23 protein-coding genes and 1 tRNA gene are annotated in these 25,667 nt (G+C 72.6%); 16 read left to right on the top strand and 8 right to left on the bottom strand.

Annotated features, from left to right (window positions below; translation table 11 throughout):
* The first annotated feature begins 30 nt into the window (after window positions 1-30).
* From eno to ACFVFS_RS18115, 5 genes are all read left to right on the top strand, one after another.
* Complete coding sequence (gene eno / locus ACFVFS_RS18135) at window positions 31-1,317, top strand: phosphopyruvate hydratase (RefSeq protein WP_350551731.1); 1,287 nt, start codon at window positions 31-33, stop codon at window positions 1,315-1,317.
* 149 nt (window positions 1,318-1,466) lie between these two features.
* A complete protein-coding gene (locus tag ACFVFS_RS18130; protein WP_380625224.1) occupies window positions 1,467-1,976 on the top strand; it encodes a septum formation initiator family protein in 510 nt (169 codons plus the stop codon).
* On the top strand, window positions 1,948-2,619 hold the full coding sequence (locus ACFVFS_RS18125; protein ID WP_380625255.1) for a DUF501 domain-containing protein: 672 nt from the start codon (window positions 1,948-1,950) through the stop codon (window positions 2,617-2,619). The genes ACFVFS_RS18130 and ACFVFS_RS18125 overlap by 29 nt, the downstream gene beginning before the upstream one ends.
* Window positions 2,616-3,557: an exopolyphosphatase gene (locus ACFVFS_RS18120; RefSeq protein ID WP_380625222.1), complete on the top strand. Its 942-nt coding sequence runs from the start codon at window positions 2,616-2,618 to the stop codon at window positions 3,555-3,557. The genes ACFVFS_RS18125 and ACFVFS_RS18120 overlap by 4 nt, the downstream gene beginning before the upstream one ends.
* A 429-nt stretch (window positions 3,558-3,986) precedes the next feature.
* Window positions 3,987-5,357 carry an NAD(P)/FAD-dependent oxidoreductase gene (locus tag ACFVFS_RS18115; protein ID WP_380625220.1) on the top strand — a complete coding sequence of 457 codons (1,371 nt, stop codon included), beginning with the start codon at window positions 3,987-3,989 and terminating at the stop codon, window positions 5,355-5,357.
* Between the two features lie 185 nt (window positions 5,358-5,542).
* Here the strand turns inward: ACFVFS_RS18115 and ACFVFS_RS18110 are convergent, their stop codons facing one another.
* Window positions 5,543-8,101 (bottom strand): ABC transporter permease, encoded by a 2,559-nt coding sequence (locus ACFVFS_RS18110; RefSeq protein WP_380625218.1) that lies wholly within the window; start codon window positions 8,099-8,101, stop codon window positions 5,543-5,545.
* Between the two features lie 54 nt (window positions 8,102-8,155).
* Window positions 8,156-8,929, bottom strand: coding sequence for an ABC transporter ATP-binding protein (locus ACFVFS_RS18105; protein ID WP_380625216.1), 774 nt, complete (start codon window positions 8,927-8,929; stop codon window positions 8,156-8,158).
* Between the two features lie 412 nt (window positions 8,930-9,341).
* Here ACFVFS_RS18105 and ACFVFS_RS18100 point away from each other — a divergent pair.
* From ACFVFS_RS18100 to ACFVFS_RS18090, 3 genes are all read left to right on the top strand, one after another.
* Window positions 9,342-9,423 (top strand) — tRNA-Leu (locus ACFVFS_RS18100).
* A 144-nt stretch (window positions 9,424-9,567) separates the two neighbouring features.
* Complete coding sequence (locus ACFVFS_RS18095; RefSeq protein WP_380625214.1) at window positions 9,568-10,476, top strand: Bax inhibitor-1/YccA family protein; 909 nt, start codon at window positions 9,568-9,570, stop codon at window positions 10,474-10,476.
* Between the two features lie 92 nt (window positions 10,477-10,568).
* Entirely contained in the window at window positions 10,569-11,018 is a 450-nt protein-coding gene (locus ACFVFS_RS18090; RefSeq protein WP_380625212.1) for a hypothetical protein, read from the top strand.
* A 91-nt stretch (window positions 11,019-11,109) separates the two neighbouring features.
* Here the strand turns inward: ACFVFS_RS18090 and ACFVFS_RS18085 are convergent, their stop codons facing one another.
* The 3 genes from ACFVFS_RS18085 to ACFVFS_RS18075 form a co-directional block, all read right to left on the bottom strand.
* Entirely contained in the window at window positions 11,110-12,054 is a 945-nt protein-coding gene (locus ACFVFS_RS18085; RefSeq protein ID WP_380625210.1) for a hypothetical protein, read from the bottom strand.
* Between the two features lie 302 nt (window positions 12,055-12,356).
* Window positions 12,357-13,577, bottom strand: coding sequence for an acetyl-CoA C-acetyltransferase (locus tag ACFVFS_RS18080; RefSeq protein ID WP_380625208.1), 1,221 nt, complete (start codon window positions 13,575-13,577; stop codon window positions 12,357-12,359).
* A gap of 59 nt (window positions 13,578-13,636) precedes the next feature.
* Complete coding sequence (locus ACFVFS_RS18075) at window positions 13,637-14,722, bottom strand: SGNH/GDSL hydrolase family protein (protein ID WP_380625206.1); 1,086 nt, start codon at window positions 14,720-14,722, stop codon at window positions 13,637-13,639.
* 220 nt (window positions 14,723-14,942) lie between these two features.
* Here ACFVFS_RS18075 and ACFVFS_RS18070 point away from each other — a divergent pair, with 220 nt between their 5' ends.
* The 4 genes from ACFVFS_RS18070 (at window position 14,943) to ACFVFS_RS18055 (ending at window position 19,236) form a co-directional block, all read left to right on the top strand.
* On the top strand, window positions 14,943-16,346 hold the full coding sequence (locus ACFVFS_RS18070; protein WP_380625204.1) for a cystathionine beta-synthase: 1,404 nt from the start codon (window positions 14,943-14,945) through the stop codon (window positions 16,344-16,346).
* Window positions 16,347-16,814: 468 nt separating this feature from the next.
* A complete protein-coding gene (locus ACFVFS_RS18065; RefSeq protein ID WP_380625202.1) occupies window positions 16,815-17,153 on the top strand; it encodes a hypothetical protein in 339 nt (112 codons plus the stop codon).
* A 180-nt stretch (window positions 17,154-17,333) separates the two neighbouring features.
* On the top strand, window positions 17,334-18,671 hold the full coding sequence (locus ACFVFS_RS18060) for an Ig-like domain-containing protein (protein ID WP_380625200.1): 1,338 nt from the start codon (window positions 17,334-17,336) through the stop codon (window positions 18,669-18,671).
* A gap of 55 nt (window positions 18,672-18,726) precedes the next feature.
* The gene (locus ACFVFS_RS18055; protein WP_380625199.1) at window positions 18,727-19,236 is read left to right on the top strand and encodes a DUF1203 domain-containing protein; all 510 of its coding nucleotides are present in this window, start codon (window positions 18,727-18,729) and stop codon (window positions 19,234-19,236) included.
* A gap of 18 nt (window positions 19,237-19,254) precedes the next feature.
* On the opposite strand, the gene ACFVFS_RS18050 is transcribed toward ACFVFS_RS18055, so the two are convergent.
* Window positions 19,255-19,623, bottom strand: a complete 369-nt coding sequence (locus ACFVFS_RS18050; RefSeq protein ID WP_380625197.1) for a cupin domain-containing protein — start codon at window positions 19,621-19,623, stop codon at window positions 19,255-19,257.
* A 145-nt stretch (window positions 19,624-19,768) separates the two neighbouring features.
* The gene (gene msrA / locus ACFVFS_RS18045; protein WP_380625195.1) at window positions 19,769-20,434 is read right to left on the bottom strand and encodes a peptide-methionine (S)-S-oxide reductase MsrA; all 666 of its coding nucleotides are present in this window, start codon (window positions 20,432-20,434) and stop codon (window positions 19,769-19,771) included.
* Window positions 20,435-20,576: 142 nt separating this feature from the next.
* On the opposite strand from msrA, the gene ACFVFS_RS18040 reads away from it, so the two are divergent.
* A complete protein-coding gene (locus ACFVFS_RS18040) occupies window positions 20,577-21,731 on the top strand; it encodes a cystathionine gamma-synthase (protein WP_380625193.1) in 1,155 nt (384 codons plus the stop codon).
* 19 nt (window positions 21,732-21,750) lie between these two features.
* On the opposite strand, the gene ACFVFS_RS18035 is transcribed toward ACFVFS_RS18040, so the two are convergent.
* Window positions 21,751-22,239: a MarR family winged helix-turn-helix transcriptional regulator gene (locus ACFVFS_RS18035; RefSeq protein WP_376093185.1), complete on the bottom strand. Its 489-nt coding sequence runs from the start codon at window positions 22,237-22,239 to the stop codon at window positions 21,751-21,753.
* A gap of 122 nt (window positions 22,240-22,361) precedes the next feature.
* Here ACFVFS_RS18035 and ilvA point away from each other — a divergent pair, with 122 nt between their 5' ends.
* From ilvA to ACFVFS_RS18020, 3 genes are all read left to right on the top strand, one after another.
* Entirely contained in the window at window positions 22,362-23,573 is a 1,212-nt protein-coding gene (ilvA, locus tag ACFVFS_RS18030; protein ID WP_380625190.1) for a threonine ammonia-lyase, read from the top strand.
* A gap of 179 nt (window positions 23,574-23,752) precedes the next feature.
* Window positions 23,753-24,787, top strand: a complete 1,035-nt coding sequence (locus ACFVFS_RS18025) for an ATP-binding cassette domain-containing protein (protein ID WP_380625188.1) — start codon at window positions 23,753-23,755, stop codon at window positions 24,785-24,787.
* Window position 24,788: 1 nt separating this feature from the next.
* Window positions 24,789-25,646 carry an ABC transporter permease gene (locus ACFVFS_RS18020; protein WP_380625186.1) on the top strand — a complete coding sequence of 286 codons (858 nt, stop codon included), beginning with the start codon at window positions 24,789-24,791 and terminating at the stop codon, window positions 25,644-25,646.
* Window positions 25,647-25,667: the final 21 nt, after the last annotated feature.

Raw genomic sequence — 25,667 nt, 5'->3', positions numbered from 1 at the left:
GCCGAACCTGCTTCCGCTAGGAGATGCCTCGTGCCGTCCATCGATGTCGTCGTCGCCCGTGAGATTCTCGACTCGCGCGGCAACCCCACGGTCGAGGTCGAGGTCGGCCTCGACGACGGCAGCACCGGCCGTGCCGCCGTCCCGTCGGGTGCCTCCACCGGTGCCTTCGAGGCGCTGGAACTCCGCGACGGTGACAAGAACCGCTACTTCGGCAAGGGCGTGGAGAAGGCCGTTCTCGCCGTCATCGAGCAGATCGGCCCCGAGCTGGTCGGCTACGACGCCACCGAGCAGCGCCTGATCGACCAGGCCATGCTGGACCTGGACGCCACCCCGGACAAGTCCTCGCTCGGCGCCAACGCCATCCTGGGCGTCTCGCTGGCCGTCGCGCACGCCGCCTCCGAGGCCAGCGACCTGCCGCTGTTCCGCTACCTGGGCGGCCCGAACGCGCACGTCCTGCCGGTCCCGATGATGAACATCCTCAACGGCGGCTCGCACGCGGACTCCAACGTCGACATCCAGGAGTTCATGATCGCCCCGATCGGCGCGGAGTCCTTCTCCGAGGCCGTCCGCTGGGGCGTCGAGGTCTACCACACCCTCAAGGGCGTGCTGAAGGAGCGCGGTCTGTCGACCGGCCTGGGCGACGAGGGCGGCTTCGCCCCGAACCTGGACTCCAACCGCGAGGCCCTGGACCTCATCGTCGAGGCCATCCAGAAGGCCGGCTACGTGCCGGGCAAGGACGTCGCGCTCGCCCTGGACGTCGCCTCCTCCGAGTTCTACGAGGACGGCGCCTACCAGTTCGAGGGCAAGGCGCTCACCTCCGCCGAGCTCATCGAGTACTACGCCGGCCTGGTCGCCGCCTACCCGCTGGTCTCCATCGAGGACCCGCTGGACGAGTCGGACTGGGACGGTTGGAAGGCCATGACCGAGAAGCTGGGCGACAAGGTCCAGCTGGTCGGCGACGACCTGTTCGTCACCAACCCGGCCCGCCTGGCCCGCGGCATCGAGACCGGCACCGCCAACGCGCTGCTGGTGAAGGTCAACCAGATCGGCTCGCTGACCGAGACCCTGGACGCCGTCGAGCTGGCCCAGCGCAACGGCTACCGCTGCATGATGTCGCACCGCTCCGGCGAGACCGAGGACGTCACCATCGCCGACCTGGCCGTCGCCACCAACTGCGGCCAGATCAAGACCGGCGCCCCGGCCCGCTCCGAGCGCGTCGCCAAGTACAACCAGCTGCTGCGCATCGAGGAGATCCTCGACGACGCCGCCGAGTACGCCGGCCGCGGCGCCTTCCCGCGGTTCAAGCACGAGGGCTGAGCCCGACCGGCGGCGCCCGGCCGGTATCGCCGGACGCCCGGTAGCGCACGCCTGACCGGTGCCCCGCCGTTCACCCCGTAGGGTGGACGGCGGGGCACCGTCGCGACCAGGAGGGGACACCGGAGATGGCAGGCTGGAGGATCCCGGGCTTGGCGGCCCGGCCTCGGTTCACGAGCCGGGCGACCGTCCTCGTGCTGGTGCTCTGCTCCCTGGTGGCGATCCTGGCCTATCCGACGCGGCAGTTCGTCTCGCAGCGCTCGGAGATCTCGGCCCAGCGCGCCCGGGCCGAGCACGCCCGGCAGCAGGTCGAGCAGCTGCGCCGGGAGAAGGCCCGCTGGCAGGACCCGGAGTACGTCAAGGCCCAGGCCCGCACCCGGCTGCACTACGCGATGCCGGGGGAGACCCCGTACATCGCGGTGGACCCGGCGGCCCGGGACGCGGCGAAGTCCGCGCTGGGCGCTCCGCCGCCCGCGGCGGGCCCGGCGGCCGGCCCGGCCAAGGCGGCCCGGCCCTGGTACGCCAGCGTCTGGGACTCCGTCGACGCCGCCGCCGCGCCGATGGCCGCCGCGCCCCCGGCCCCCGCCGCCCCGGGGCAGCCCGCCCCTCCCTCACCACCCGCCCCCGCCCCCGCTGGAGACAGCTCCTCCCATGACCACTGAGAACCACCCCACCGTCTCCGACGAGGACGTCGCGGCGATCGCCGCGCAGCTCGGCCGGGTCCCGCGCGGCCTGCGCGGCGTGGCCCACCGCTGCCCGTGCGGCAACCCGGACGTCGTGGAGACGGCCCCCCGGCTGCCGGACGGCACGCCGTTCCCGACGCTCTACTACCTGACCTGCCCCAAGGCCGCCTCGCTGATCGGCACCCTGGAGGCGGACGGCGTGATGAAGGACCAGAGCGCCCGGCTCGCCGAGGACCCCGAGCTGGCCGCGGCGTACCAGAAGGCGCACGAGGACTACATCGCCCGCCGCGACGCCATCGAGGTGCTGGAGGGCTTCCCGAGCGCCGGCGGCATGCCGGACCGGGTCAAGTGCCTGCACGTGCTGGTCGGCCACTCGCTGGCGGCGGGCGAGGGCGTCAACCCGCTCGGCGACGAGGCGCTCGGCATGCTGGAGGACTGGTGGGCCAAGGGCCCGTGCGTCTCCGCCGAGGAGGTCGCGGCCGCCGGCGACCGGGTGCTGCGCAACCGGGCCAAGGAGCAGGACCACGCGGCCGTGATCGCGGCCAAGGAGCGGAAGACCGCCGACCGCGCCGCCAAGCGGGCCGCGCAGGAGGCGGACGAGGCGGGGGAGGACGGCGCATGAGCACCACCCGGGTGGCCGCGATCGACTGCGGGACCAACTCGATCCGGCTGCTGGTCGCCGACCTCGACCCGGAGACCGGCGCGATCACCGACCTCGACCGGCGGATGATCATCAACCGGCTCGGCCAGGGCGTGGACCGCACCGGCCGGCTGCACCCGGACGCGCTGGAGCGCACCTTCGCCGCCTGCCGGGAGTACGCGGAGGTGATCGCCGGCTTCGGGGTGGGCCCGGAGCGGATCCGCTTCGTCGCCACCAGCGCCTCCCGGGACGCCGAGAACAGTGCCGAGTACGTCGACGGCGTGCGGGCGGCCCTGGGCGTCGAGCCCGAGGTGGTCAGCGGCGAGGAGGAGGCCCACCTCTCCTTCGTCGGCGCCACCAAGGAGCTCACCGGCGGTCAGTTCCCGGCCCCGTACCTGGTCTTCGACCTGGGCGGCGGCTCGACCGAGTTCGTGCTCGGGGCCGATTACGTGCAGGCGGCGCGCTCGGTGGACATCGGCTGCGTCCGGCTGACCGAGCGGCACTTCGGCGGCGCCGAGCTGCCCTCGGACGAGCAGATCGCCGAGGCCCGGGCGCACGTGCGGGCGGAGCTGGACCGGGCCGAGGAGGCCGTCCCGCTGACCGGCGCGGCCACCCTGGTCGGTCTGGCCGGCACCGTCACCACCATCTCGGCGATCGCCCAGGACCTGCCCCGGTACGACTCGGAGGCGATCCACCACTCCCGGATCCCCCGCGAGCGGGTCGCCGGGATCGCCGACCGGCTGCTGCACGCCACCCACGCGGAGCGGGCGGCGATCCCGTCGATGCACCCGGGCCGGGTGGACGTGATCGCGGCCGGCGCCCTGGAACTGCTGGAGATCATGGTGCGGACGGGCGCCGCCGAGGTGGTCGTCAGCGAGCACGACATCCTGGACGGCATCGCCTGGAGTATCGCCCGCTGACCAGGCGCGGGACTTACCGGACCGGCCCCGGACGCCCCCCCCCGGGGCTCCGGGGCCGGGGCGCGCCGGGGCGCCGCGGGAATGTTCGTGAATTTCTTCACATGAGGATCCAGCCTTTCGCGGGGCCGGGGGGTCCGGTCCGTCCGATATGTGGGACCGAAGGCTCGCTGGGCGTGATGGCCGTTGGATCGCAGGTTGCGGCCCGCCGGAGGTTTGAAAATCGAAATCCCGTGCGGGAACCGGGCCGGGTCATGGATCGTTGCTGCTCAGCGGCGCCGTCCCCGCGGACACGCCCGCCCGGGGGCCCCGGGGGCCGTGCGGGGCGGGGCGGGGGGTCGAAACGGGGGCGCGCAGTGTAGCAGAAGGGTTCCATAAGCTTGTGAGCGGGCTCACGAAGGCTGCTCCGACCGGTGCTGGATACTTTCGGATATGAGCACCACGGAGCGTCCTCGCATCCTCATTGTCGGCGGTGGTTACGTCGGCCTGTATGCCGCGATGCGCATCCTCAAGAAGATGCGCTACGGCGAAGCGACCGTCACGGTCGTGGACCCGCGGTCGTACATGACGTACCTGCCCTTCCTCCCCGAGGCGGCCGGCGGCAACGTCGCGCCCCGCAACCTCGTCGCGCCCCTGCGCACCGCGCTGAAGAACGCGGAGGTGCTCACCGGTGCGGTCACCGGTGTGGACCACGAGCGCAAGGTCGCGACCATCCAGCCCTCGGCGGGCGACTCGTACGAGCTGCCCTTCGACTACCTGGTCGTCGCGACCGGTTCGGTCTCCCGGACCTTCCCGATCCCGGGTCTGGCCGAGCACGGCATCGGCATGAAGACCGTGGAGGAGGCCATCGCCCTCCGCAACCACGTCATGGCGCAGCTGGACAAGGCCGAGTCCACCACGGACGAGGCGGTCCGCCGCAAGGCGCTGACCTTCGTCATCATCGGCGGCGGCTTCGCCGGCGTCGAGACGATCGCCGAGATCGAGGACATGGCGCGCGACGCCTCCAAGATCTACAAGACCGTCAGCCGCGACGACATGCGCTTCGTCGTCGTCGAGGCCGCCAACCGGATCCTCCCGGAGATGGGCCCGGACCTCGGTCTGTGGACCAAGGAGAAGCTCGAAGAGCGCAACATCGAGGTCTACATCGAGACCTCGATGGACTCCTGCGTCGACGGCCACGTCGTGCTGAAGAACGGCCTGGAGATGGACGCCTCCACCATCGTGTGGACGGCCGGCGTGAAGCCGAACCCGGTGCTGGCCCGGTTCGGCCTGCCGCTGGGCCCGCGCGGCCACGTCGACACCGCGCCGACCCTCCAGGTCCAGGGCTTCGACTACGTCTGGGCCGCCGGCGACAACGCCCAGGTGCCGGACCTCGCCGCCGGCGAGGGCGCCTGGTGCCCGCCGAACGCGCAGCACGCCGTGCGCCAGGCCGCCGTCCTCGGCGACAACGTGATCTCCGGCATGCGCGGCTTCCCGCAGCAGGAGTACAAGCACAAGAACCTGGGTGCGGTGGCCGGTCTCGGCCTGCACAAGGGTGTCGCGATCCTCTTCGGCAAGTACAAGCTGAAGGGCCGTCCGGCCTGGTGGTTCCACCGCCTGTACCACGGCGCCATGGTCCCCACCTTCAACCGGAAGGTCCGCGTCTTCACCGACTGGACCCTCGCCGTCTTCCTGAAGCGCGAGATGGTCGGCCTGTCGCAGATGGAGAACCCGTACCAGCCGATCCAGGAGGTCACGGCCCCCACCAAGCCCGCCGTCGAGGCCGCCAAGCCGGCCGCCGACAAGGAGCTCGCCAGCAAGTAGACGACTGCGGACCCCGGTGTGGGAGCACCGGGGTATGAGTCGGAGGCCCTCCGCCCGGCAGTGCTGCCGGACCACGACCTCCGTGGTGCTCAGCCGGCTGTGCGAGTCGGGCGGAGTACAGAAGTGAACGAGAAGGCCCCCGCCGAACCCTCCGGCGGGGGCCTTACTCGCATGTCGGTCGTCGGTCAGTCGGTCTTGATGCTGGTCAGGATGTCCAGTCCGGCGGCCCGGCGGGCGGGCCAGAAGGCGGCGACCAGGCCGACCACGCCGGCCAGGGCGAGGAAGAGCAGCAGCTGGCCGAAGGGGAGCACGGTGGCCAGGCCCGGCAGCTCGGACTTCAGGGTGCCGTTGATCGCCCAGGCCATGAAGCTGCCGAGCAGGACGCCGATGCCGGCGCCGAACACCGAGATCACCACGGACTCCAGACGGACCATCCGCTTGATGCCGGAGCGGTCCAGGCCGATCGCCCGCAGCATGCCGATCTCGCGCTTGCGCTCGAAGACCGACATCGCCAGGGTGTTGATCACCCCGAGGATCGCGACGATCACCGACATCGCCAGCAGGCCGTACATCAGGTTCAGCGCGAAGGTGATGGTCTGGCTGAACCGGTCCCGGAGGTCCTGGCGCGACTTGACCTCGATCACCGGGTTGGCGCCGGTGGCGTCCTTGAGCGCCTTCTTCAGCGCGGCGCTCTCCCCGTCCGTGCCCTTGACCAGGACGCCGCGCAGGTAGGGCTGGGGGTCGTGCTTGACGATCTCGCCGTTGGCCAGCACGGCCTCGCCGAGCAGTTCGTTCTTCTCGTAGACGCCGCCGATGGCCAGGGCGCCCTTGCCCGCGTTGCCGTAGCCGACCTCGACGGTCGAGCCGGTGGTGGCGCCGAGCTTCTTCGCGAGGTCCTCGTCGATCAGCAGCCGCCCCTGGCCGACGGAGGCCGTCGAGCCGCTCGTCATCTTCATCGTGACCAGCTTGTCGATGCTGTCGGCGTTCAGACCGGTGATCGACCGGTTGTCGCCGTTGAGCTTCCAGGACACGAGGGTCTGCGGAGAGGAGGCGGCCACCCCGGGGGCCTTGGCGAGCTCGGCCGGGACCTTGTCGGACAGGCTCATGTTGTTGGCCGTGCCCACCAGGAAGTCGGCCTTCAGCGAGCTGGTGACCGTCCGGTCCACGGCGTCGGCGACCGAGGCGCCGATCACCGTCAGGCCGCTGACCAGGGTCAGACCGATGGTGAGCGCGGCGGCGGTGGCGGCGGTGCGGCGCGGGTTGCGCACCGCGTTCTGCCGGGCCAGCTTGCCGGGGGTGCCGAACAGCCGGCCGAGGACCGGGCCGACCAGGGCGATCACCGGGCGGGAGAGCAGCGGCAGCAGGACGAAGACGCCCAGGACGGCGAGCAGCGCGCCGAACGCGATCGGCATCCGGCCGTCGGAGTTGCCCTTCGAGGCGCCGAAGGCGACCAGGGCGATGCCGGCGGCGGCCAGCAGCGAGCCGATCGTGTTCCGGACCACCAGGGACTTCTGGCTGACCGGCTGGTCGCCGCTGCTCATCGCGGCGACCGGGGCGATCCGCGCGGCGCGGACGGCCGGCAGCAGGGCGGAGAGCACCGTCACCAGGATGCCGACGAGCAGGGTGACCGCCACGGTCATCGGCTTGACCACCAGGGAGGCGGTCGGCATGCCGTCGTCCAGCGAGGCGATCAGGGACTGCATCCCGGCGCCGATGCCGAGGCCGGCGACCAGGCCCGCCGCGGCCGAGACGGTGCCGATGGCGAGCGCCTCGATCAGCACCGAGCGGGTCACCTGCTTGCGGCTGGCACCGATGGCGCGGAGCAGGGCCAGCTCCTTGGTGCGCTGGGCGACCAGCATGGTGAAGGTGTTGGCGATGATGAAGATGCCGACGAAGAGCGAGATCGCCGCGAAGGCGAGCAGCATGGTGCGGATGCTCTTGCTGCTCCGCTCGATCAGCCGCTCGTCCTCGGCCTTCAGGTCGGCGCCGGTGCGGACCTCGATCTGCTGCTCGGGCCGGAGCTTCTGGTTCACCTCGGAGAGCAGGGCGTCCTGGCTGGTGCCGGGCTTGGCGGCGAGCACGATGCTGCTGTAGCGGCCGGGCTCCAGCAGCAGCTGCTGGGCGGTCGCCCGGTCGAACAGGGTGAGGGTGCCGCCGCTGTTCACCACCGGGTCGTCGGTGGTGAAGATTCCGGTGAGCCTGGCCTCGACGACGGGGCCGTTGGAGCCGACCCGGACGGTGTCGCCGACCTTGTAGCCGCCCTTCTCGGCGGTCCTGCGGTCGAGGGCGATCTCCTTGTCGTTCTTCGGGCCCTGGCCCTCGGCCATCGGGTAGCGGGCGTCCTTGCCGTCTTGGCCGGGCGCGAAGTTGGCGCCCCTGGCCGTCCAGGGCTGGCCGATCAGGGTGCCGCTCTTGTCGGCCACGCCGGTGAAGCCGCTGACCACACCGCGGGCGCTCGCGGTGCCGGGCAGCGCGGCGAGCTGCTGCACGGTGGCGTCGCTCAGGGTGACCGGGCTCTTCTCGCTCTTCTCCTCGGCGGTCGCGGTGGCGCCGGAGGCGGTGTCGATGACCTGGACCGACACGTCGGAGTAGCTCGTGGAGTTGTTCTCCCGCATGGCCTTGCCGAAGGTGTCGGAGAAGACCATGGTGCCGGCCACGAAGGCGGTGCCCAGCATGACGGCGAGCGCCGTCATCAGCAGTCGGCCCTTGTGGGCCAGCACATTGCGCAGTGCGGTGCGATACATGGGGTGTCCTGGGGTCCTGAGGTCAACGAAGGGGCGGGCGGCCGGCGCGGGGCGTCAGCTGGTGCGGCCCTTGGCGTCGAAGCGGCGCATGCGGTCCAGGACGGCGTCGGCGGTCGGCTGGGCCAGTTCGTCGACGATGCGGCCGTCGGCGAGGAAGACGACGCGGTCGGCGTAGGAGGCGGCGACGGGGTCGTGGGTGACCATGACGACGGTCTGGCCGAGTTCGCGCACGGAGTTGCGCAGGAAGGAGAGGATCTCGGCGCCGGAGCGGGAGTCGAGGTTGCCGGTCGGTTCGTCGGCGAAGACGATGTCGGGCTTGCTGGCGAGGGCGCGGGCGCAGGCGACGCGCTGCTGCTGGCCGCCGGAGAGCTGGCTGGGGCGGTGGGAGAGCCGGCCGGAGAGGCCGACGGTCTCGACCACCTTGTCGAGCCACTGCTTGTCGGCCTTGCGGCCGGCGATGTCCATCGGGAGGGTGATGTTCTCCAGGGCGGTGAGGGTGGGCAGCAGGTTGAATGCCTGGAAGATGAAGCCGATGTGGTCGCGGCGCAGCTGGGTGAGCTGCTTGTCCTTGAGGCCGACGAGCTCGGTCTCGCCGATGGTGGAGGAGCCGGAGGTGACGGTGTCGAGGCCGGCCATGCAGTGCATGAGGGTGGACTTGCCGGAGCCGGAGGGGCCCATGATGGCGGTGAACTCGCCCTGCGGGAAGGTGACGCTGACGTTGTCGAGGGCGACGACGCGGGTGTCGCCCTCCCCGTAGACCTTGTTCAGGCCGGTGGCGCGGGCGGCCGCCCGGCCGGTACGGACGGCGGTTGCGGTCGACGTGCTCACGGGAGTGCTCCTCGGGTTTCGGCGGAGAGGGGCCGCGCGGTGCCGCGGCGGGGAAGAAGGCGGTGGGCCGGCCGGGCCCTTCGAGGGGCGTCCGGCCGTACCTCCATGCTCCGCCGGGTGATCACGGGTTCTCGTCGCTCCGCCGGACGGTTGGCCTGACCACCGCTGGGCGTACACCCAGGTGGCGCCCTCCTCCTGCGGTATGACACCGACCCCGAGCGGGAAGCGGTGGCCGGATCGAGCGGGTTCGGTGGCCTAATCACGGACTGTTCGTCAGATGGCAAGGAAACATGACAACTTCCCCGCCTTGGAACATGCGAAAGGGGAGGCCGGGATACTAGGCTCAGGGGTGGTCCGCACGGGCGGCGGAGCGATGCTCTCCGCTCCGTCGGCGGGGCCGGGTCCGCAGGACGCCCAGATGGTGGAACGCAGACACGGGCAGCTTAAAACTGCTTGGCCGAAAGGCCGTGCCGGTTCGAGTCCGGCTCTGGGCACACGTGCTTGCTCGCGGGGACGCCGACCGGCGTCCCCGTCGGGCATCGGCGGCCGAATCCTTCTCGCGGCGGATGCCGATTTCTTTGCCAAGCCATTACCCTTGTGGTTCGGGCGGTGCAGTGCCGCCACGGAGGGAATGAGCAATGAGAAGCAGCAACCCGGTCTTCTCGCGGGAGGGGTCCTTCTCCCGCGAGTCCGGCTACGCGGGTTTCGGGACCACCCAGACCCCGCCGGCCGGGGGCCCGACCGCCACCAACCCCTACGGCAACAATCCGTACGGCAACAACCCGTACGCCAACAGCCCCTACGCCCAGCAGCCGCAGGGCCAGGCCCCGCTGACCGACGAGCAGCTCGTCGAGATGTACAACGCCCCGTCCGCCGGTCCGCTGGCGACGGGCCGGATGACGCTCGACGACGTGGTCGCGCGCACCGCGATGACGCTGCTGACCCTGGTCGCGGCCGGCGGTCTGGCCTGGTTCGCCCTGCCGGAGCGGAACTTCGGCCTGGCCGGCGGCGCCTCGCTGATCGCCTTCGTGGTCGGCATGGTGATCTCCTTCAAGCGGAGCGTCAGCCCGCCGCTGATCCTGCTCTACGCGGGCCTGCAGGGCTTCGCGCTCGGCGCGATCACCAAGGTGTTCAACACCATCTGGCCGGGCATCGCGCTCCAGGCGGTGCTGGGCACCGCGGCGGTCTTCGCGGCGATGCTGATCGCCTACAAGACCGGCCGGATCCGGGTCACCCCGCGCTACACCCGGATCGGCATCGCGATCGCCATGGGCTTCGTGCTGCTGATGCTGATCAACATGGTGGCCTCGCTCTTCGGCGCCGACATGGGGCTGCGTTCCGGGCCGCTCGGCATCGTGGTCGGCCTGGTCGGCATCGGCCTCGGCGCGTTCTTCCTCTCGCTGGACTTCGCGGCCGTCGAGGAGGCGATCGCGCACGGCGCCCCGCAGAAGGAGTCCTGGCGGGCCGCGTTCGGGCTCACCCTGTCGCTGGTCTGGATCTACGTCGAGATGCTGCGGCTGATCGCGATCCTGCGCGGCGACGACTGATCCTCCGCCGCACCACCACTGCCGCCGGGCCCCGGAGCCACCCGCTCCGGGGCCCGGCGGCTTTCCGTGCCGGTGCGCCGTATGCTCGCGGCATGTCCGAGACGTCCGATGAGAAGACCCTGGCCGAAGCCGTCGACGCGCTGGCGGACCGGTTCCGCGCGATGCCGCAGAGCCGGCTGCTGGGCGCCGTCCCCGGGCACCCCTCCCGGGCGGCGGCCGGGCTGGCGCTGGCCCGCCGGCTGGCGGCCGCGGCGCAGGCGGCCGAGGCGGCGCGGGCGGACGGCGGGGCGGACGGCGGGGCGGACGGCAAGGCGGGCGGCGGGGCGGACGGCAAGGCGGGCGGCGGGCCGCTGCGCGAGCTGCCGGACGCCGGGGCCTTCGCCGTCGGCGACCAGCTCGCGGTGGTCGGCCACGACCTGGCGGCGGCGCTGGCCGCCCTGCCCGGGGACGCCGCGGTGGCACTGCCGGACGGACCGGCGACGGCGGAGGCGGTGCGGGCGGACGCCCTGCGCCGGCTCGCGGAGACCGCCGCGGCCGTCTGACCGCCCCGTCCGGAGGGCCGCAAGCGCCGGGGGCCGACCGGATCGGTAACCCCTGGATCCGGTCGGCCCCCGGGCCGTGTCGCGGGTCGGCTCAGATACTGGCCACCACCCGGTCGGCGAGCACGTACACGGCGTCCTCGTCGGTGGAGAAGGTCAGCGAGTAGGAGCCGGAGAACCGGGAGCCGCCGAGCAGCCGGACGTCCTCGCCGGCCCGGACGGCGTCGACCAGCCGGTACGCGGCCTCGCGGTCGCCCGGGGCCACGCAGAGCGTGGTGCCGTCGGCGAAGGCGTAGACGTCCAGGGTGCCGAGCGGGCCGGGGCGGACGTCGACCAGGGCGACGCCCTCCTCGGCGAGCTCGGTCAGCCGGGTGTCGGTCCACTCGCGGGACGGCGCCTGGCTGGGGACGAAGTCGGGGTGCGAGGGGTGGCGGCGCGGGTCGGGGGCGGCCACCGGGGCGTCCTCGACGGCCGGCTCGGCGTCCAGCAGTCCGGCCTCCAGGCCGGTGGCCAGCAGGTCGGCCTCGCGGCGGGCGCGGGCCTCCCCGGCGGTCTCGGCGGCCGGGGCGCCGGCCGGGTGGCCGGGGCGCAGCGGGGCGCCGCCCTCGGTGTCGGGCTGGGCCGGGCGGACGCCGCCCTCGTTGATGAGGTCCTCCAGCGCGGAGCGCAGCGCCTCGCCGAACTCCGGGTCCATGGTGCCCGCGTTGTCGGCCGCCTCGCCCGGCCCGGTCGGGCGGGGGAAGAACAGCGGCCACTCGTCGGTGGTGTTGAAGACCCCGGCGAAGGGGGAGTCGAACAGTGGCGCGTCCTCGGCCGCGCGGGCCTCCTGCTCGGCCCAGAACGCCCGGGCCTCGGTGATCTCCCGCTCGCGGTCGGCGGCCAGCGCGTCGGCGACGGCCCGGCGTATCGCCGCCTCGTCGACGGCCGGGGCGGCCGCGGCCCGCGCGTCCAGCCGGCGGGAGATTCCCCGGAGGTGGAGCAGCACGGAGGTCGACACGGCGATCAGGATCAGCAGCAGGATGGTGTAGACGGCGCTCACGGAACGTACTCCTAGCGAGGAGCGGAACGGGGTTACGCCTCCACATTGCCGCATCGGGCCCTGTTACCGCAGTGGCGAATGTCCACTTTGTCAGTGACTTTCGCTCTTGTCCCCAAATTGTTAGAGAGTCCCGCTCTACGCTGCGGAGTTGATCCGCTCCGCACCGTCGATTTCCGGTCCGGAAAAGAACGAGAAGAGGGCCGGATCGACCTCGCGGTGTGATCCGGCCCTCAATTACGCTGCGTCACTCCAAATGGGTGGTCTGGACCCCTTCGGGGTTGACGGGTGAGGGGTGGCGGGAGTCAGCTGAGCCGCTCGATGACCATCGCCATGCCCTGGCCACCGCCGACGCACATGGTCTCCAGGCCGAACTGCTTGTCGTGCCACTGCAGGGAGTTGATCAGGGTGGTGGTGATCCGGGCGCCGGTCATGCCGAAGGGGTGGCCGACGGCGATCGCGCCGCCGTTGACGTTCAGCCGGTCCAGGTCGACGCCGAGGTCGCGGTAGGACGGGATCACCTGGGCGGCGAAGGCCTCGTTGATCTCGACCAGGTCGATGTCGCCGATGGTCAGGCCGGCCCGCTTCAGCGCCTGCTTCGAGGCCTCGACCGGGCCGTGGCCCATGATCTCGGGGGAGAGTGCGCTGAGGCCGGTGGAGACCACCCGGGCGAGCGGGGTGATGCCCAGCTCGCGGGCCTTGGTGTCGGACATCACGACCAGCGCCGCGGCGCCGTCGTTCAGCGGGCAGCAGTTACCGGCGGTCACCGTGCCGTCCGGGCGGAACACCGGCTTCAGGCCGGAGACGCCCTCCAGGGTGACGCCCGCGCGCGGGCCGTCGTCCGTGCTGACCACGGTGCCGTCCGGCAGTGTGACCGGGGTGATCTCGCGCGCCCAGAAGCCGGCCTCGATGGCGGCCTCGGCGAGGTTCTGCGAGCGCACGCCGAACTCGTCCTGCTCGGCCCGGCTGATGCCCTTGAGGGCGGCCAGGTTCTCGGCGGTCTGCCCCATCGCGATGTAGGCGTCGGGCAGCAGCCCGTCCTCCCGCGGGTCGTGCCACGCGCCACCGCCCTCCTCGGCCCGCTTCGCGGTGCGCGCCCGGGCCTCGTCGAAGAGCGGGTTCATCGTGCCCGGCATGCCGTCCGAGGTGCCGTGGACGCTGCGCGAGACGGTCTCCACGCCGGCCGAGACGAAGACGTCGCCCTCGCCGGCCTTGATCGCGTGCAGCGCCATCCGGGTGGTCTGCAGCGAGGAGGAGCAGTAGCGGGTGATGGTCGCGCCGGGCAGGTGGTCCATGCCCATCTGGACGGCCACGATGCGGGCCAGGTTGTGGCCCTGCTCGCCGCCGGGCAGGCCGCAGCCGAGCATCAGGTCGTCGATCTCGCGCGGGTCGAGCTGCGGCACCTTGGCCAGGGCCGCCTGGATGATGTGCGCGGTCAGGTCGTCCGGGCGGACGTCCTTCAGCGAGCCCTTGAAGGCCCGGCCGATCGGCGAACGGGCGGCGCTGACGATGACGGCTTCGGGCATGGCAGGCTCCTCGCTGAGTGGCGGACAGGCGTCCGGGAGGAAAGTTACCGTCTGGTAGGTCAGTCGTCACCCGCCCGGGTGTGTGAGCTGGCCGACGTGTTCCCGGGGCCCGGGGCGCCCTCCGCGGACGGCTCCCCGGCGGCTCCGGAGCCCGGCAGGCCGACCCGCAGCCGGTGGCGCAGCAGCGCCCAGCGCCCGGCCGCGCCGCCCTCGCCGCCGACCGCCGCCACCTCGGAGCCGGACCGCCCGGCCGCGGCCGCCGCGGCCACCGCCACCGGCAGCACGGCCCCGCCCGGGACCGTCCCGTCCGGCCGCTCCTCCTGCGGCCAGAGGTCCAGGGTGGCGCAGACCGAGGGCAGCACGGCCATCGCGGCCGTCGCGTAGCCCTGGGCCGAGGGGTGGTAGCGGTCGGCGGCGAACATCTCCGGACGGGCCGCGAACTCGGGGCCCAGCAGCGAGCCGAGCGAGACCGTCCGGCCGCCCGCCTCCACCACCGCGATGGTCTGCGCGGCGGCCAGCTGCCGGCTCAGCCGGCGGGCCACCCAGCGCAGCGGCGGGCGGACCGGCTTGATCGTCCCGAGGTCCGGGCAGGTGCCGACCACCACCTGGCAGCCGGCCGCGCGCAGCGCGGCGACCGTCTCGCCGAGCTGGCGCACCGCGAGCTCGGCCGGGCTGTGCCGGGTCACGTCGTTGGCGCCGACCATGATCACGGCGATGTCGGGGCGGTGCGCCAGGGCCTGGTCCAGCTGGCCGGCCAGGTCGGCGGAGCGGCCGCCGGTGAACGCCACGTTGACCAGCCGGACCGGGCGCTCGGCGACCGAGGCGAGCCCGGCGGCGAGCAGCGCGCCCGGTGTCTCGCGGGCCCGCAGCACCCCCAGGCCGGCCGCCGTGGAGTCGCCGAGGAAGGCCAGCACCAGCGGCGGCTGCGGCGCGGCGGAGGTGTCGGCGAAGGCCTCGCCGTAGACGCCGTCGGCCTTCGGCGGAGCGCCCTCCAGGATGCCGATGGCCTGGACGGCGAGTCTGCTCTCGGTCAGCAGCAGGCCCACCAGGCCGACGCCCAGCACGCCGAGCCCGCCCCCGCCGTACGCCGCCGCGGTGGCGATCCGGCGGGCCACCCGGGCCCGCGACCCCTGTGCCGTTGACATCCGGTGCCCCCTTCGCGTCCTCGTGCCACCCGGTGAAGGGCCGCTCCCGATGCGTGTACACCCCTAGTACCCGCGATCGGCCCGGCCTACGACGGGGGTGGTCCGTTCGTGGGGCGTACGGGCCGGACGGGGCTCCTGGTACGGCCTAGGCTTTGCAGTACCGAAAGCGCCACGTGCATGCCCGCAGCCACTGCATGCCCACAGACCGGGAGGATCCCCCGTGCGGTACCACAACTCGATCATCGACCTGGTCGGCAACACCCCGCTGGTCAAGCTGAACAAGGTCACCGAGGGAATCAGCGCGACCGTGCTCGCCAAGGTCGAGTACTTCAACCCCGGTGGTTCGGTGAAGGACCGCATCGCGATGCGCATGATCGAGGCCGCCGAGGCCTCCGGCGCCCTCAAGCCCGGCGGCACCATCGTCGAGCCGACCTCCGGCAACACCGGTGTCGGCCTGGCGATCGTGGCCCAGCAGAAGGGCTACAAGTGCATCTTCGTCTGCCCCGACAAGGTCTCCACCGACAAGATCAACACGCTGCGCGCCTACGGTGCCGAGGTGGTCGTCTGTCCGACGGCGGTCGCCCCCGAGCACCCGGACTCGTACTACAACGTCTCCGACCGGCTGGTCCGTGAGACCCCGAACGCCTGGAAGCCGGACCAGTACTCCAACCCGGACAACCCGGCCTCGCACTTCCACTCCACCGGTCCGGAGCTGTGGGAGCAGACCGAGGGCCGGATCACCCACTTCGTGGCGGGCGTCGGCACCGGCGGCACCATCTCCGGCACCGGCAACTACCTGAAGGAGGTCTCCGGCGGCAAGGTCAAGGTGATCGGCGCCGACCCGGAGGGCTCGGTCTACTCGGGCGGTACCGGCCGGCCGTACCTGGTCGAGGGCGTCGGCGAGGACTTCTGGCCGACCGCCTACGACCGCACCGTCGCGGACGGGATCGTCGCCGTCTCCGACAAGGACTCCTTCCAGATGACCCGCCGCCTGGCCAAGGAGGAGGGCCTGCTGGTCGGCGGCTCCTGCGGCATGGCGGTCGTCGCCGCGCTGGAGGTCGCCCGCGGGCTCGGCCCGGACGACGTCGTCGTGGTGCTGCTGCCGGACGGCGGCCGCGGCTACCTGTCGAAGATCTTCAACGACGACTGGATGGCCGACTACGGCTTCCTGCCGTCCGCCACCGACGAGGCGCACATCGGCGAGGTGCTGGCCCGCAAGGACGCCATCGAGCACGAGGGCATCCCGCAGTTCGTCCACATGCACCCCAACGAGACGGTCTCCGAGGCGGTCCGGGTGCTGCGCGAGTACGGCGTCTCGCAGATGCCGGTGGTCTCGCCGGGCGCCGGCCACCCGGACATCATGGCCGGCGAGGTGATCGGCTCGGTGGTGGAGAAGCTGCTGCTGGAGGGCGTCTTCGCGGGCGACATCCAGCTGACCGACACCCTGGACAAGGTGATGTCCAAGCCGCTGCCGGTGGTCGGCTCGGGCGAGACCGTCACCAACCTGATGACGGTGCTGGAGAAGGCCGACGCCGCGGTGGTGCTGGTGGAGGGCAAGCCGCAGGGCATCGTCACCCGCCAGGACCTGCTGGGCTTCCTGACCGGCAGCCGCGCCGGGCACTGAGGCCGGGTCAGCCGCCGACCCCGACCCGGCGGCTGACGGCCTCCCGGGCGAGGACCTGCGGGGCGGAGGTTCCGTTTCCGGGCGAACTGGTACACCGGCGTCATCTCCGTGCAGCACGGGCTTAACACGGCTGCGCCATCGTTGTGCACACGGCAAGACGCCGAGCGAGACGGCGGTGACCGACCGGGAGCGGCTCCCCGGCGGCGCGGACCGTCTCGGGCACGACGGTCGGTCCTGATCCGACCGGTGGTGTCCCTGCCCGAGGAGACGCCGTCGTCCCGCCCCTGCCCGGCTCCGGCCGGAGGTCAGGGTGAGGCGGCTCCCCGGGCGACCGCGCCGCTTGGCGCGTCTCCGCGGCTCCCGGGTGGGGGAGCCCGGCGGAGGCGGCGGGGCCGGTCCTCCCCACGGAGGGCCGGCCCCTCCCGTTCCCGTGCTCCCGCGGCGGTGCGTTCCCGTAGTCTCACTGCCATGACCAGCACTGACACGACCGGCCAGGACGGCCCGCGCTACGTCCGGCTCAGCATCGAGCTCATCGCGGAGATCACCGACGAGGGCGCCCTCAAGGCGGCGGCCCTCGAGCAGGTGGCCGACGACGAGTACCTGGACGACGACGAGCGCGCCCAGTCCGTCGAGGCCATCGAGGTGGACCCGTCCGGCTCGCTCGCCCACTTCATCGACCCGGTGGCGCTGCTCGGCGACGTCCCGGGGATCGAGCTCGCCTCGGCGACCTGGGAGTCGGCGAAGACCGACTTCGACCCGGAGAGCGACGAGTGGGAGGAGTACACGGTGGAGGAGCCCGCCGAGTAGGGCGCTCCCGTCACAGCCCGTGAAGGCCCGGTCTGCTGTCCGCAGACCGGGCATTTGTCCATATTTGGCGCCGAGTTTCGGATTCTCGTACGATCGCAAGCCGTTGGTGATGGAACCGTGAACGCACGGATTGCGTTTCTGTATCCGTAATGCCCGGATGATGAGCAGGGAGTGGGCGACGTGACGGCACGGGAAGGCCAGGGCCGAGCGGCCGGCAGCAACTGGAGCCGGCGCGGCGTGCTGGCGGGTCTGATCGGCGCCCCGGTCCTGCTGCTGGCGGCCTGCAACGACAGCAAGAGCGCCGACAACGGCGCCGGCGCCGGGACCGGTGGCAGCGGCGGGTCGGGCGGCACCGGCACCACCGCGGGCGACGGCGGCACGACGGCCGCCGGCGGCGGCGCCCAGCCCACGCCCAGCCCCACCAGCACCCCGACCCCGAAGACCTCGGCCGCCGTGATCACCGTCACCCCGGCCGACGGCGCCACCGCCGCCAGCTTCAGCGACCCGGTGCGGGTCGCCGTCGCGGGCGGCGCCCTCACCACCGTCAAGGTCGCCGACTCCACCGGCAAGGCGCTGGCCGGCGAGCTGTCCGCCGACGGCACCGTCTGGACCTCCTCCGCGGCCCCGGCCAGCGGCACCAAGTACACGGTGTCCGCCGCCGCCCTCGACAAGGAGAAGCTGGAGGCCGACGCCAACGCCGTCTTCACCACGGCGACCCCGGCCAACACCTTCGTCGGCTACTTCACCCCCGAGGACGGTTCGGTCGTCGGCGTCGGCATGCCCGTCTCGATCAACTTCTCCAAGCCGGTCACCGACCGCAAGGCCGTCCAGCAGGCGATCACCGTGATAGCCGAGCCGGGCGTCGAGATCGTCGGGCACTGGTTCTCCAGCACCCGCCTCGACTTCCGGCCGCAGGAGTACTGGGCCAAGGGCACCAAGGTGACCGTCAAGCTCCGGCTGAAGGACGTCCAGGGCGCCAAGGGCGTCTACGGCACCCAGTCCAAGGACGTCCGCTTCACCATCGGTCGCGCGCAGACCAGCGTCGCCGACCTCGCCGCCAAGAAGCTCACCGTCACCACGGACGGCCAGGTCAGCGCCGTCTACGCGATCTCCGGCGGCTCCCCCGAGTACCGCACCTGGGGTGGCAGGATGGTGATCACCGAGCAGTACCAGCAGACCCGGATGAACTCGCAGACGGTCGGCCTCGGCAGCGAGTACGACATCCCGGACGTGCCGCACGCCCAGCGGCTCAGCACCTCCGGCACCTTCATCCACGGCAACTACTGGTCCCCGGCCTCGACCTTCGGCAGCCAGAACACCAGCCACGGCTGCGTCGGCCTGCGCGACGTCAAGGGCGGCCAGGACGCGGGCGCGGACGGCTACAGGTTCTTCAAGAGCTCGATGGTCGGCGACGTGGTCGAGGTCGTGAACTCCGGCGACAAGACGGTCGCGCCGTCCAACGGCCTCAACGGCTGGAACATGGGCTGGGCCGCCTGGAAGGCCGGCAGCGCGATCTGATCGCGACGGCCGAAAACCGCCGGACGCCGGGCCGGGGCGGGGGCAGGGTGGAGCCATGACGACGACCACCACCCCCACCCCCACCCCGTCCGTGCTCACCGTCCGGGCGATCGACCCGGCCGTCCACGGCGGGCTGCTGGAGCGCGACGACGCCGGGCACCCGCCCGTGCGCTCCGTCGACGGGACCGGCGGCGCCCCGCTGCGCTGCTGCCTCACCAGGGCCCGGGCCGGGGAGCGGATCGCCCTGGTCTCCTACGCGCCGCTGCGGCGCTGGGCCGCCGCGACCGGGGCCGAGCCCGGCCCGTACGACGAGCGGGGCCCGGTCTTCGTGCACGACGGGCCGTGCGACGGCCCGGCCGGACCGGGCTGGCCGGGCGGCTTCCACGGCGGGCGGCGGGTGCTGCGCGCCTACGACCGGCGCGGGCACATCCTCGGCGGCGAGCTGGTGGAGCCGGAGACCGCCGAGGAGGCCGCGGCGGGGCTGCTGGCCGACCCGGAGGTGGCCGTGCTGCACGTCCGGGCGGTGGAGTTCGGCTGCTTCATGCACGAGGTCCGGCGGGGCTGACCCGCGCCGGCCGGGTGCTCACGCCCGCTTGGCGTAGTCGACGTAGCCCTGCCAGTCCAGGACGACCGCCGGCTCGTCGCCGACCACCCAGGCGTCGTGGCCGGGCGCGCAGAGCATGAAGTCGCCGGGGCCGAACTCGTCCTCCTGGCCGTCGTCCATGACGACCTTCAACCGTCCGGAGAGGACGTAGCCGGCGTGGGCGGCCTGGCAGCTGTCGGTGCCGGCGATCGGCCTGACGTGCTGGGACCACTGCCAGCCGGGCTGGAACACCGCCCGTCCGACGCCCCCGCCGTCCAGGTGGACCAGGCGCATCTCGCCCTTGTCCGCCTCGAACGGGCGGACCTCGTCGGGATCGGTGTCGAAGTTCCTGCGGATGAGACCGGCCATGAGGTGCTCCTCGGGACAGGGGCGGCCGCGCCACCAGGGACGGTGACGCGGCCGCCCTACCGGTCCTTCCAGTCTGCGCCCCCGGGGCCCGGCGCGGGAACCCTGCGTGACGGAGGGACTCGGGCACCCTCCGTGACGACGGGCCTCAGGCCTCCGTGCGGGCCACCCCGATCGGGCAGCTGGCGCCGGTGCCGCCGAGGCCGCAGTAGCCGTTCGGGTTCTTGGCGTCCGAGAGGTACTGCTGGTGGTAGGGCTCGGCCGGGTAGAACGGGCCGGCCGGGGCGATCTCGGTGGTGACCGCGCCGAGGCCGAGCGCGGTGAGGGCCGGCTGGAAGGCGTCCCGGGTGGCGGTCGCGGCGGCGGCCTGGGCGGGGGAGTGGGTGTAGACGGCGGAGCGGTACTGGGTGCCCACGTCGTTGCCCTGGCGGTTGCCCTGGGTCGGGTCGTGCGCCTCCCAGAAGGTCTTCAGCAGCCGCTCGTAGGAGACCACCGCGGGGTCGTACACCACCCGGACCGCCTCGGTGTGCCCGGTCAGTCCGCTGCACACCTCCTCGTACGTCGGGTTCGGGGTGTGGCCGCCCTGGTAGCCGACCAGCGTGGTCCAGACGCCGGGCAGCCGCCAGAACGTCCGCTCGGCGCCCCAGAAGCAGCCCAGCCCGAAGTCCGCGACCTCAAGGCCCTCGGGGTACGGGCCGGTCAGCGGGTGGCCGAGCACGGTGTGCGGCTCCCGCAGCGTGAACGCCGGGGCCTGGCGGCCGGGCAGCGCCTGGTCGGCGGGAACGAGCGAGGTCTTGTGGCGGTTGAACAGCACGGCCTGCTCCAACGGTTCGGGGAGGGTTGCGGACGTTCCAACGCGGCCGGACACCGGGGGATTCCTGGCGCGCGGCGGCGCCCCGGCGGCGTCCCGGCGGTGTCCGGGAGGCGGCCGTCCGTGGGCCGACTACGCTCGGAGCATGACCGAGCACCAGCTTCCCCAGGGCTTCGAGACCCTCGCCATCCACGCGGGTCAGGAAGCAGACCCCCAGACCGGGGCCGTCGTCACGCCGATCTACCAGGTGTCCACCTACAAGCAGGACGGGGTGGGCGGCCTGCGGGGCGGCTACGAGTACAGCCGCAGCGCCAACCCGACCCGCACCGCGCTGGAGGAGTGCCTCGCCGCGCTGGAGGGCGGTGCCCGCGGCCTCGCCTTCGCCTCCGGCCTCGCCGCCGAGGACACCCTGCTGCGCACGATCCTCAAGCCGGGCGACCACATCGTGATCCCCAACGACGCCTACGGCGGCACCTTCCGGCTCTTCGCCAAGGTGCTGACCCGCTGGGGCGTCGAGTTCTCCGTGGCCAACACCCAGGACCTCGCCACCGTCCGCGAGGCGCTGCGCCCCAACACCCGCGCGGTGTGGGTGGAGACCCCGTCCAACCCGCTGCTCGGCATCACCGACCTGGCCGCGCTGGCCGAGATCGCGCACGGCGCCGGCGCGCTGCTGGTGGTCGACAACACCTTCGCCAGCCCGTACCTGCAGCAGCCGATCGCGCTCGGCGCCGACGTGGTCGTGCACTCGACCACCAAGTACATGGGCGGCCACTCGGACGTGGTCGGCGGCGCCCTGGTGATCGCCGAGGCGGGCCTCGGCGAGGAGGTCGCCTACCACCAGAACGCGATGGGCGCGGTCTCCGGCCCGTTCGACGCCTGGCTGGTGCTGCGCGGCATCAAGACCCTCGGCGTGCGGATGGACCGGCACAGCTCGAACGCCGAGAAGGTCGCCGAACTGCTCGCCGGGCACCCCAGGGTCAGCCAGGTGCTGTACCCGGGCCTGCCCGAGCACCCCGGCCACGACATCGCCGCCAAGCAGATGAAGGCCTTCGGCGGCATGGTGTCGTTCCGGGTGAACGGCGGCGAGGAGGCGGCGGTCGAGGTCTGCAACCGGGCGCGGCTGTTCACCCTCGGCGAGTCGCTGGGCGGCGTGGAGTCGCTGATCGAGCACCCGGGCCGGATGACCCACGCCTCGGTGGCCGGTTCGGCGCTGGAGGTGCCGTCCGACCTGGTGCGCGTCTCCGTCGGCATCGAGTCGATCGACGACCTGCTGGCCGACCTCGGGCAGGCGCTGGGCTGAGGCCCCGCCCCCGCGGGCCCTACGCGCCGCCGGCGCCCTGCCGGCCCGCCGTGTACTCCTCCATGGAGTGGTTGAAGCGGGCCAGCAGGGCGCAGAACGCCCGCTGCTCCTCGTGCGGCCAGTCGGCGACCAGCCGACGGGTCAACTCGGTTCTCCCGGCCCGCACTTCGGCCAGCCGGCCGGCGCCGAGCGGGGTCAGCGCGAGCCGGACGGCGCGCCGGTCGGCCGGGTCCTGGACCCGGCCGACCAGGCCGGCCGCGACCAGTGGCGCGACCTGCCGGGTGACGGTGGAGGAGTCGACACCCAGCGCGTCGGCCAGCGCCTTGACGTTGGCGGGGCCGAGGCGCTCCAGCCGTTCGAGCAGCAGGTAGGCGGCCCGGACCAGGGCGGCCACCCCGTCGGATCCGCGGACCTGTTCCATGCGGCGGGCGAACAGTGCCAGCTGGTACTGGAGTTGGGTGTGCACGGGGTCGGTGAGGTCGGTGGCCTGGGGCGAGGTCGTCGTCATCGCGGCTCACGATCGTCGTGCGGTGAGGAAGGCTCAGGAGCAGCAGAGTACGCGGGCCGGGCGGGCCCGGGAACAGGGCCGACGTCCCCGAACCACGTGTCGTGACGCCCTAGGCTGCTGTCATGCACAGCTGGCCGATCACCCTCGACGACGTCCGCGGCGCTCAGAAGATGCTCGCCGGGGTCGCCCGGGTGACGCCGATGGAGGGCAGCCGCCACCTCTCCGCGCTGGTCGGTGCGCCGGTCCACCTGAAGTGCGAGAACCTCCAGCGCACCGGCTCGTTCAAGCTGCGCGGGGCGTATGTGCGGATCGCGGGCCTCTCCCCGGTGCAGCGGGCCGGCGGGGTGGTCGCGGCGAGCGCCGGGAACCACGCCCAGGGGGTGGCGCTGGCGGCCGCGCTGCTCGGGGTGCGCTCGACGGTCTTCATGCCGGTGTCCGCGCCGCTGCCGAAGATCGCGGCGACCCGGGAGTACGGCGCCGAGGTGCGGCTGCACGGGGCGACCGTCGACGAGGCGCTGCAGGCGGCGCAGCGGTACGCGGAGGCCGGCGGCGCGGTGTTCATCCACCCGTTCGACCACCGGGACGTCGTGATCGGGCAGGCCACCGTCGGCCTGGAGATCCTGGAGCAGTGCCCCGAGGTGCGGACCGTGCTGGTCGGGGTGGGCGGCGGCGGCCTGCTGGCCGGGATCGCGGCGGCGGTCAAACCGCTGCGGCCGGACGTGCGGGTGGTCGGGGTGCAGGCGGCGGCCGCGGCCGCGTACCCGCCCTCGCTGGCGGCGGGGCACCCGGTCTCGCTGGAGCGGTTCGCCACGATGGCGGACGGGATCATGGTCGGCCGGCCGGGGGACGTCCCGTTCGAGATCGTCAACACCCTGGCGGACGGCGTCCGGACGGTCTCCGAGGACTCGCTGTCCCGGGCCCTGCTGCTCGGCCTCGAACGGTTGAAGCTGGTGGTGGAGCCGGCCGGGGCGGCCCCCGTCGCGGCGCTGCTGGAGCAGCCGGACTCCTTCGAGGGGCCGGTGGTGGCGGTGCTGTCCGGCGGCAACATCGACCCGCAGCTGATGCAGCGGGTGCTGCGGCACGGGCTGGCGGCGGCCGGCCGGTACCTCTCGCTGCGGGTGCGCCTCGCCGACCGGCCGGGCGCGCTGGCGGGCCTGCTCGGGGTGCTGACCAGGGTGGACGCCAATGTCCTGGACGTGGCGCACGTCCGGGTCGATCCGCAGCTGGGGCTGACCGAGGTGGAGGTGGACCTGCACCTGGAGACCAAGGGGCCGGAGCACTGCGCGGTGGTGCTCGGCGAACTGCGGGGCGCGGGGTACGTGGTGACCCGCTAGGGTCCGGTGGGGCGGCCGCCGCTGATCCTTGACGCGATATATCGCGGCTGCCAGACTCGCGATACATCGCGTTCTGTCGCCGCGGCAGCGGAAACGAGTCGCTTGCCTGCCCGAATTGGGGGCAAAGTGGGACAGACCACGCAGTTCCGCCCGTTCCTCCGAGGAGATGAGGCAGGCCCATGGCGCCAGCCATCCAAGCCGAGAACCTGGTCAAGACCTTCGGTGACGTACGAGCCCTGGACGGCGTCAGCCTCGACGTCCCCGAGGGTACGGTGCTCGGGCTGCTCGGCCCGAACGGCGCCGGCAAGACCACCACCGTGCGCGTCCTCACCACCCTGCTCCAGCCCGACTCCGGCCGTGCGACGGTGGCCGGCGTCGACGTCCTCAAGCACCCGAACCGGGTCCGCAGCCTGATCGGACTCTCCGGCCAGTACGCCGCGGTCGACGAGTACCTGACCGGCTTCGAGAACCTCCAGATGGTCGGCGAGCTCTACCAGATGCCCGCCCGCGCGGCGAAGGCCAGAGCGCTCGAACTGCTGGAGTGGTTCAACCTCACCGAGGCCAAGGACCGCACCGCCAAGACCTACTCCGGCGGCATGCGCCGGCGCCTCGACCTCGCCGCCGCCCTGGTCGTCCGGCCGCCGGTGATGTTCCTGGACGAGCCCACCACCGGCCTCGACCCGCGCAACCGGCTCGCCCTCTGGGAGGTCATCGAGACCCTGGTCGAGCAGGGCACCACGCTGCTGCTCACCACCCAGTACCTGGAGGAGGCGGACCGCCTCGCCCACGACATCGCCGTGGTCGACCACGGCAAGGTGATCGCTCGCGGCACCGCCGACCAGCTCAAGGCGCAGATCGGCGGCGAGCGGATCGAGGTCGTGGTGCAGCGGCCCGACCTGGTCGGCGAGGCGGTCGAGGCGCTCTCCTCCTACGCGATCGGCGAGCCGGCGGTGGAGAAGAACACCCGGCGGATCACCGTCCCGGTCAGCGGCGGCGCCCGGGTGCTGGCCGACGTGATCCGCGAGCTGGACTCCCGCTCGATCGGGATCGACGACATCGGCCTGCGCAGGCCGACCCTGGACGACGTCTTCCTCTCGCTCACCGGCCACCACACCGAGGGCGGGGACGAGGAGGCCGCCGGGGGCAAGGGACGCGCGCGGGGCGACGGCTCCGGCACCGGCAAGCAGGCCGTTCCGGCCGGGAAGGAACTCTGAGATGGCCACCGCGACCGAGCACGCCATCGGCGGGGCGGTACCCAAGCAGCGCCGGGGCGTGGACGCCGTCCTGCACGACTCCTGGGTGGTCGCCCGGCGCAACCTGCGCCGGATGACCCGGATACCCGAGATCGTGGTGTTCGGCCTCATGCAGCCGGTCATGTTCGTGCTGCTGTTCTCGTACGTCATGGGCGGCGCGATCAACATCCCGGGGACGCAGTCCAGCTCCTCGGCGTACATCCAGTTCCTGATGGCGGGCATCTTCGCCCAGACCGTCACCTTCGCGGTGGCCGGCGCCTCGGCGGGCATCGCCGAGGACATGTCCAAGGGCCTGGTCGACCGGTTCCGCTCGCTGCCGATGGCCCGCTCGGCGGTGCTGGTCGGCCGGACCCTGGCCGACCTGTGCCAGACCGCGTTCACCCTGGTGGTGCTCGCCCTGGTGGCGCTGCTGGTCGGCTGGCGGATCCACGAGGGGCTGCTGTCCGCGCTGGGCGCGTTCGCGCTGCTGCTCCTGCTCGGCTACGCCTTCTCCTGGATCGGCGCGCTGATCGGCCTCTCGGTGCGCAGCCCGGAGGCGGCCACCTCGGCCGGGCTGATCTGGCTCTTCCCGCTGACCTTCATCTCCAACGCCTTCGTGCCGGTCAGCTCGATGCCGGGCTGGCTGCAGACGATCGCCTACTGGAACCCGTTCAGCGCCACCGTGCAGGCCTGCCGCAACCTGTTCGGCAACCAGGTGGGCCCGGTGGACGACGTGTGGCCGATGCAGAACGCCGAGCTGGTGTCGGTGCTCTGGTCGGTGGTGATCACCGCGGTGTTCTCCTGGCTGTCGGTGCGCAAGTACCGCTCCTCCACCCGCTGATCCGGTCCCGGGTGCGCGAAA

The organism is Kitasatospora sp. NPDC057692, assembly GCF_042799475.1.
In the GTDB taxonomy this organism is placed as follows: Bacteria; Actinomycetota; Actinomycetes; order Streptomycetales; family Streptomycetaceae; genus Kitasatospora.
Note: the sequence above shows the minus strand (reverse complement) of the source record. Positions and strands in the feature narration are given on the sequence as shown.

What these genes read in the sequence shown, in the direction of transcription:
- ACFVFS_RS18120 (WP_380625222.1), top strand. Translation starts at nt 2,616, where the DNA reads ATGAGCACCACCCGGGTGGCCGCGATCGACTGCGGGACCAACTCGATC.
- ACFVFS_RS18115 (WP_380625220.1), top strand. Translation starts at nt 3,987, where the DNA reads ATGAGCACCACGGAGCGTCCTCGCATCCTCATTGTCGGCGGTGGTTAC.
- ACFVFS_RS18110 (WP_380625218.1), bottom strand. Translation starts at nt 8,101, where the DNA reads ATGTATCGCACCGCACTGCGCAATGTGCTGGCCCACAAGGGCCGACTG.
- ACFVFS_RS18095 (WP_380625214.1), top strand. Translation starts at nt 9,568, where the DNA reads ATGAGAAGCAGCAACCCGGTCTTCTCGCGGGAGGGGTCCTTCTCCCGC.
- ACFVFS_RS18090 (WP_380625212.1), top strand. Translation starts at nt 10,569, where the DNA reads ATGTCCGAGACGTCCGATGAGAAGACCCTGGCCGAAGCCGTCGACGCG.
- ACFVFS_RS18080 (WP_380625208.1), bottom strand. Translation starts at nt 13,577, where the DNA reads ATGCCCGAAGCCGTCATCGTCAGCGCCGCCCGTTCGCCGATCGGCCGG.
- ACFVFS_RS18075 (WP_380625206.1), bottom strand. Translation starts at nt 14,722, where the DNA reads ATGTCAACGGCACAGGGGTCGCGGGCCCGGGTGGCCCGCCGGATCGCC.
- ACFVFS_RS18065 (WP_380625202.1), top strand. Translation starts at nt 16,815, where the DNA reads ATGACCAGCACTGACACGACCGGCCAGGACGGCCCGCGCTACGTCCGG.
- ACFVFS_RS18055 (WP_380625199.1), top strand. Translation starts at nt 18,727, where the DNA reads ATGACGACGACCACCACCCCCACCCCCACCCCGTCCGTGCTCACCGTC.
- ACFVFS_RS18050 (WP_380625197.1), bottom strand. Translation starts at nt 19,623, where the DNA reads ATGGCCGGTCTCATCCGCAGGAACTTCGACACCGATCCCGACGAGGTC.
- ACFVFS_RS18040 (WP_380625193.1), top strand. Translation starts at nt 20,577, where the DNA reads ATGACCGAGCACCAGCTTCCCCAGGGCTTCGAGACCCTCGCCATCCAC.
- ACFVFS_RS18035 (WP_376093185.1), bottom strand. Translation starts at nt 22,239, where the DNA reads ATGACGACGACCTCGCCCCAGGCCACCGACCTCACCGACCCCGTGCAC.
- ilvA (WP_380625190.1), top strand. Translation starts at nt 22,362, where the DNA reads ATGCACAGCTGGCCGATCACCCTCGACGACGTCCGCGGCGCTCAGAAG.
- ACFVFS_RS18025 (WP_380625188.1), top strand. Translation starts at nt 23,753, where the DNA reads ATGGCGCCAGCCATCCAAGCCGAGAACCTGGTCAAGACCTTCGGTGAC.
- ACFVFS_RS18020 (WP_380625186.1), top strand. Translation starts at nt 24,789, where the DNA reads ATGGCCACCGCGACCGAGCACGCCATCGGCGGGGCGGTACCCAAGCAG.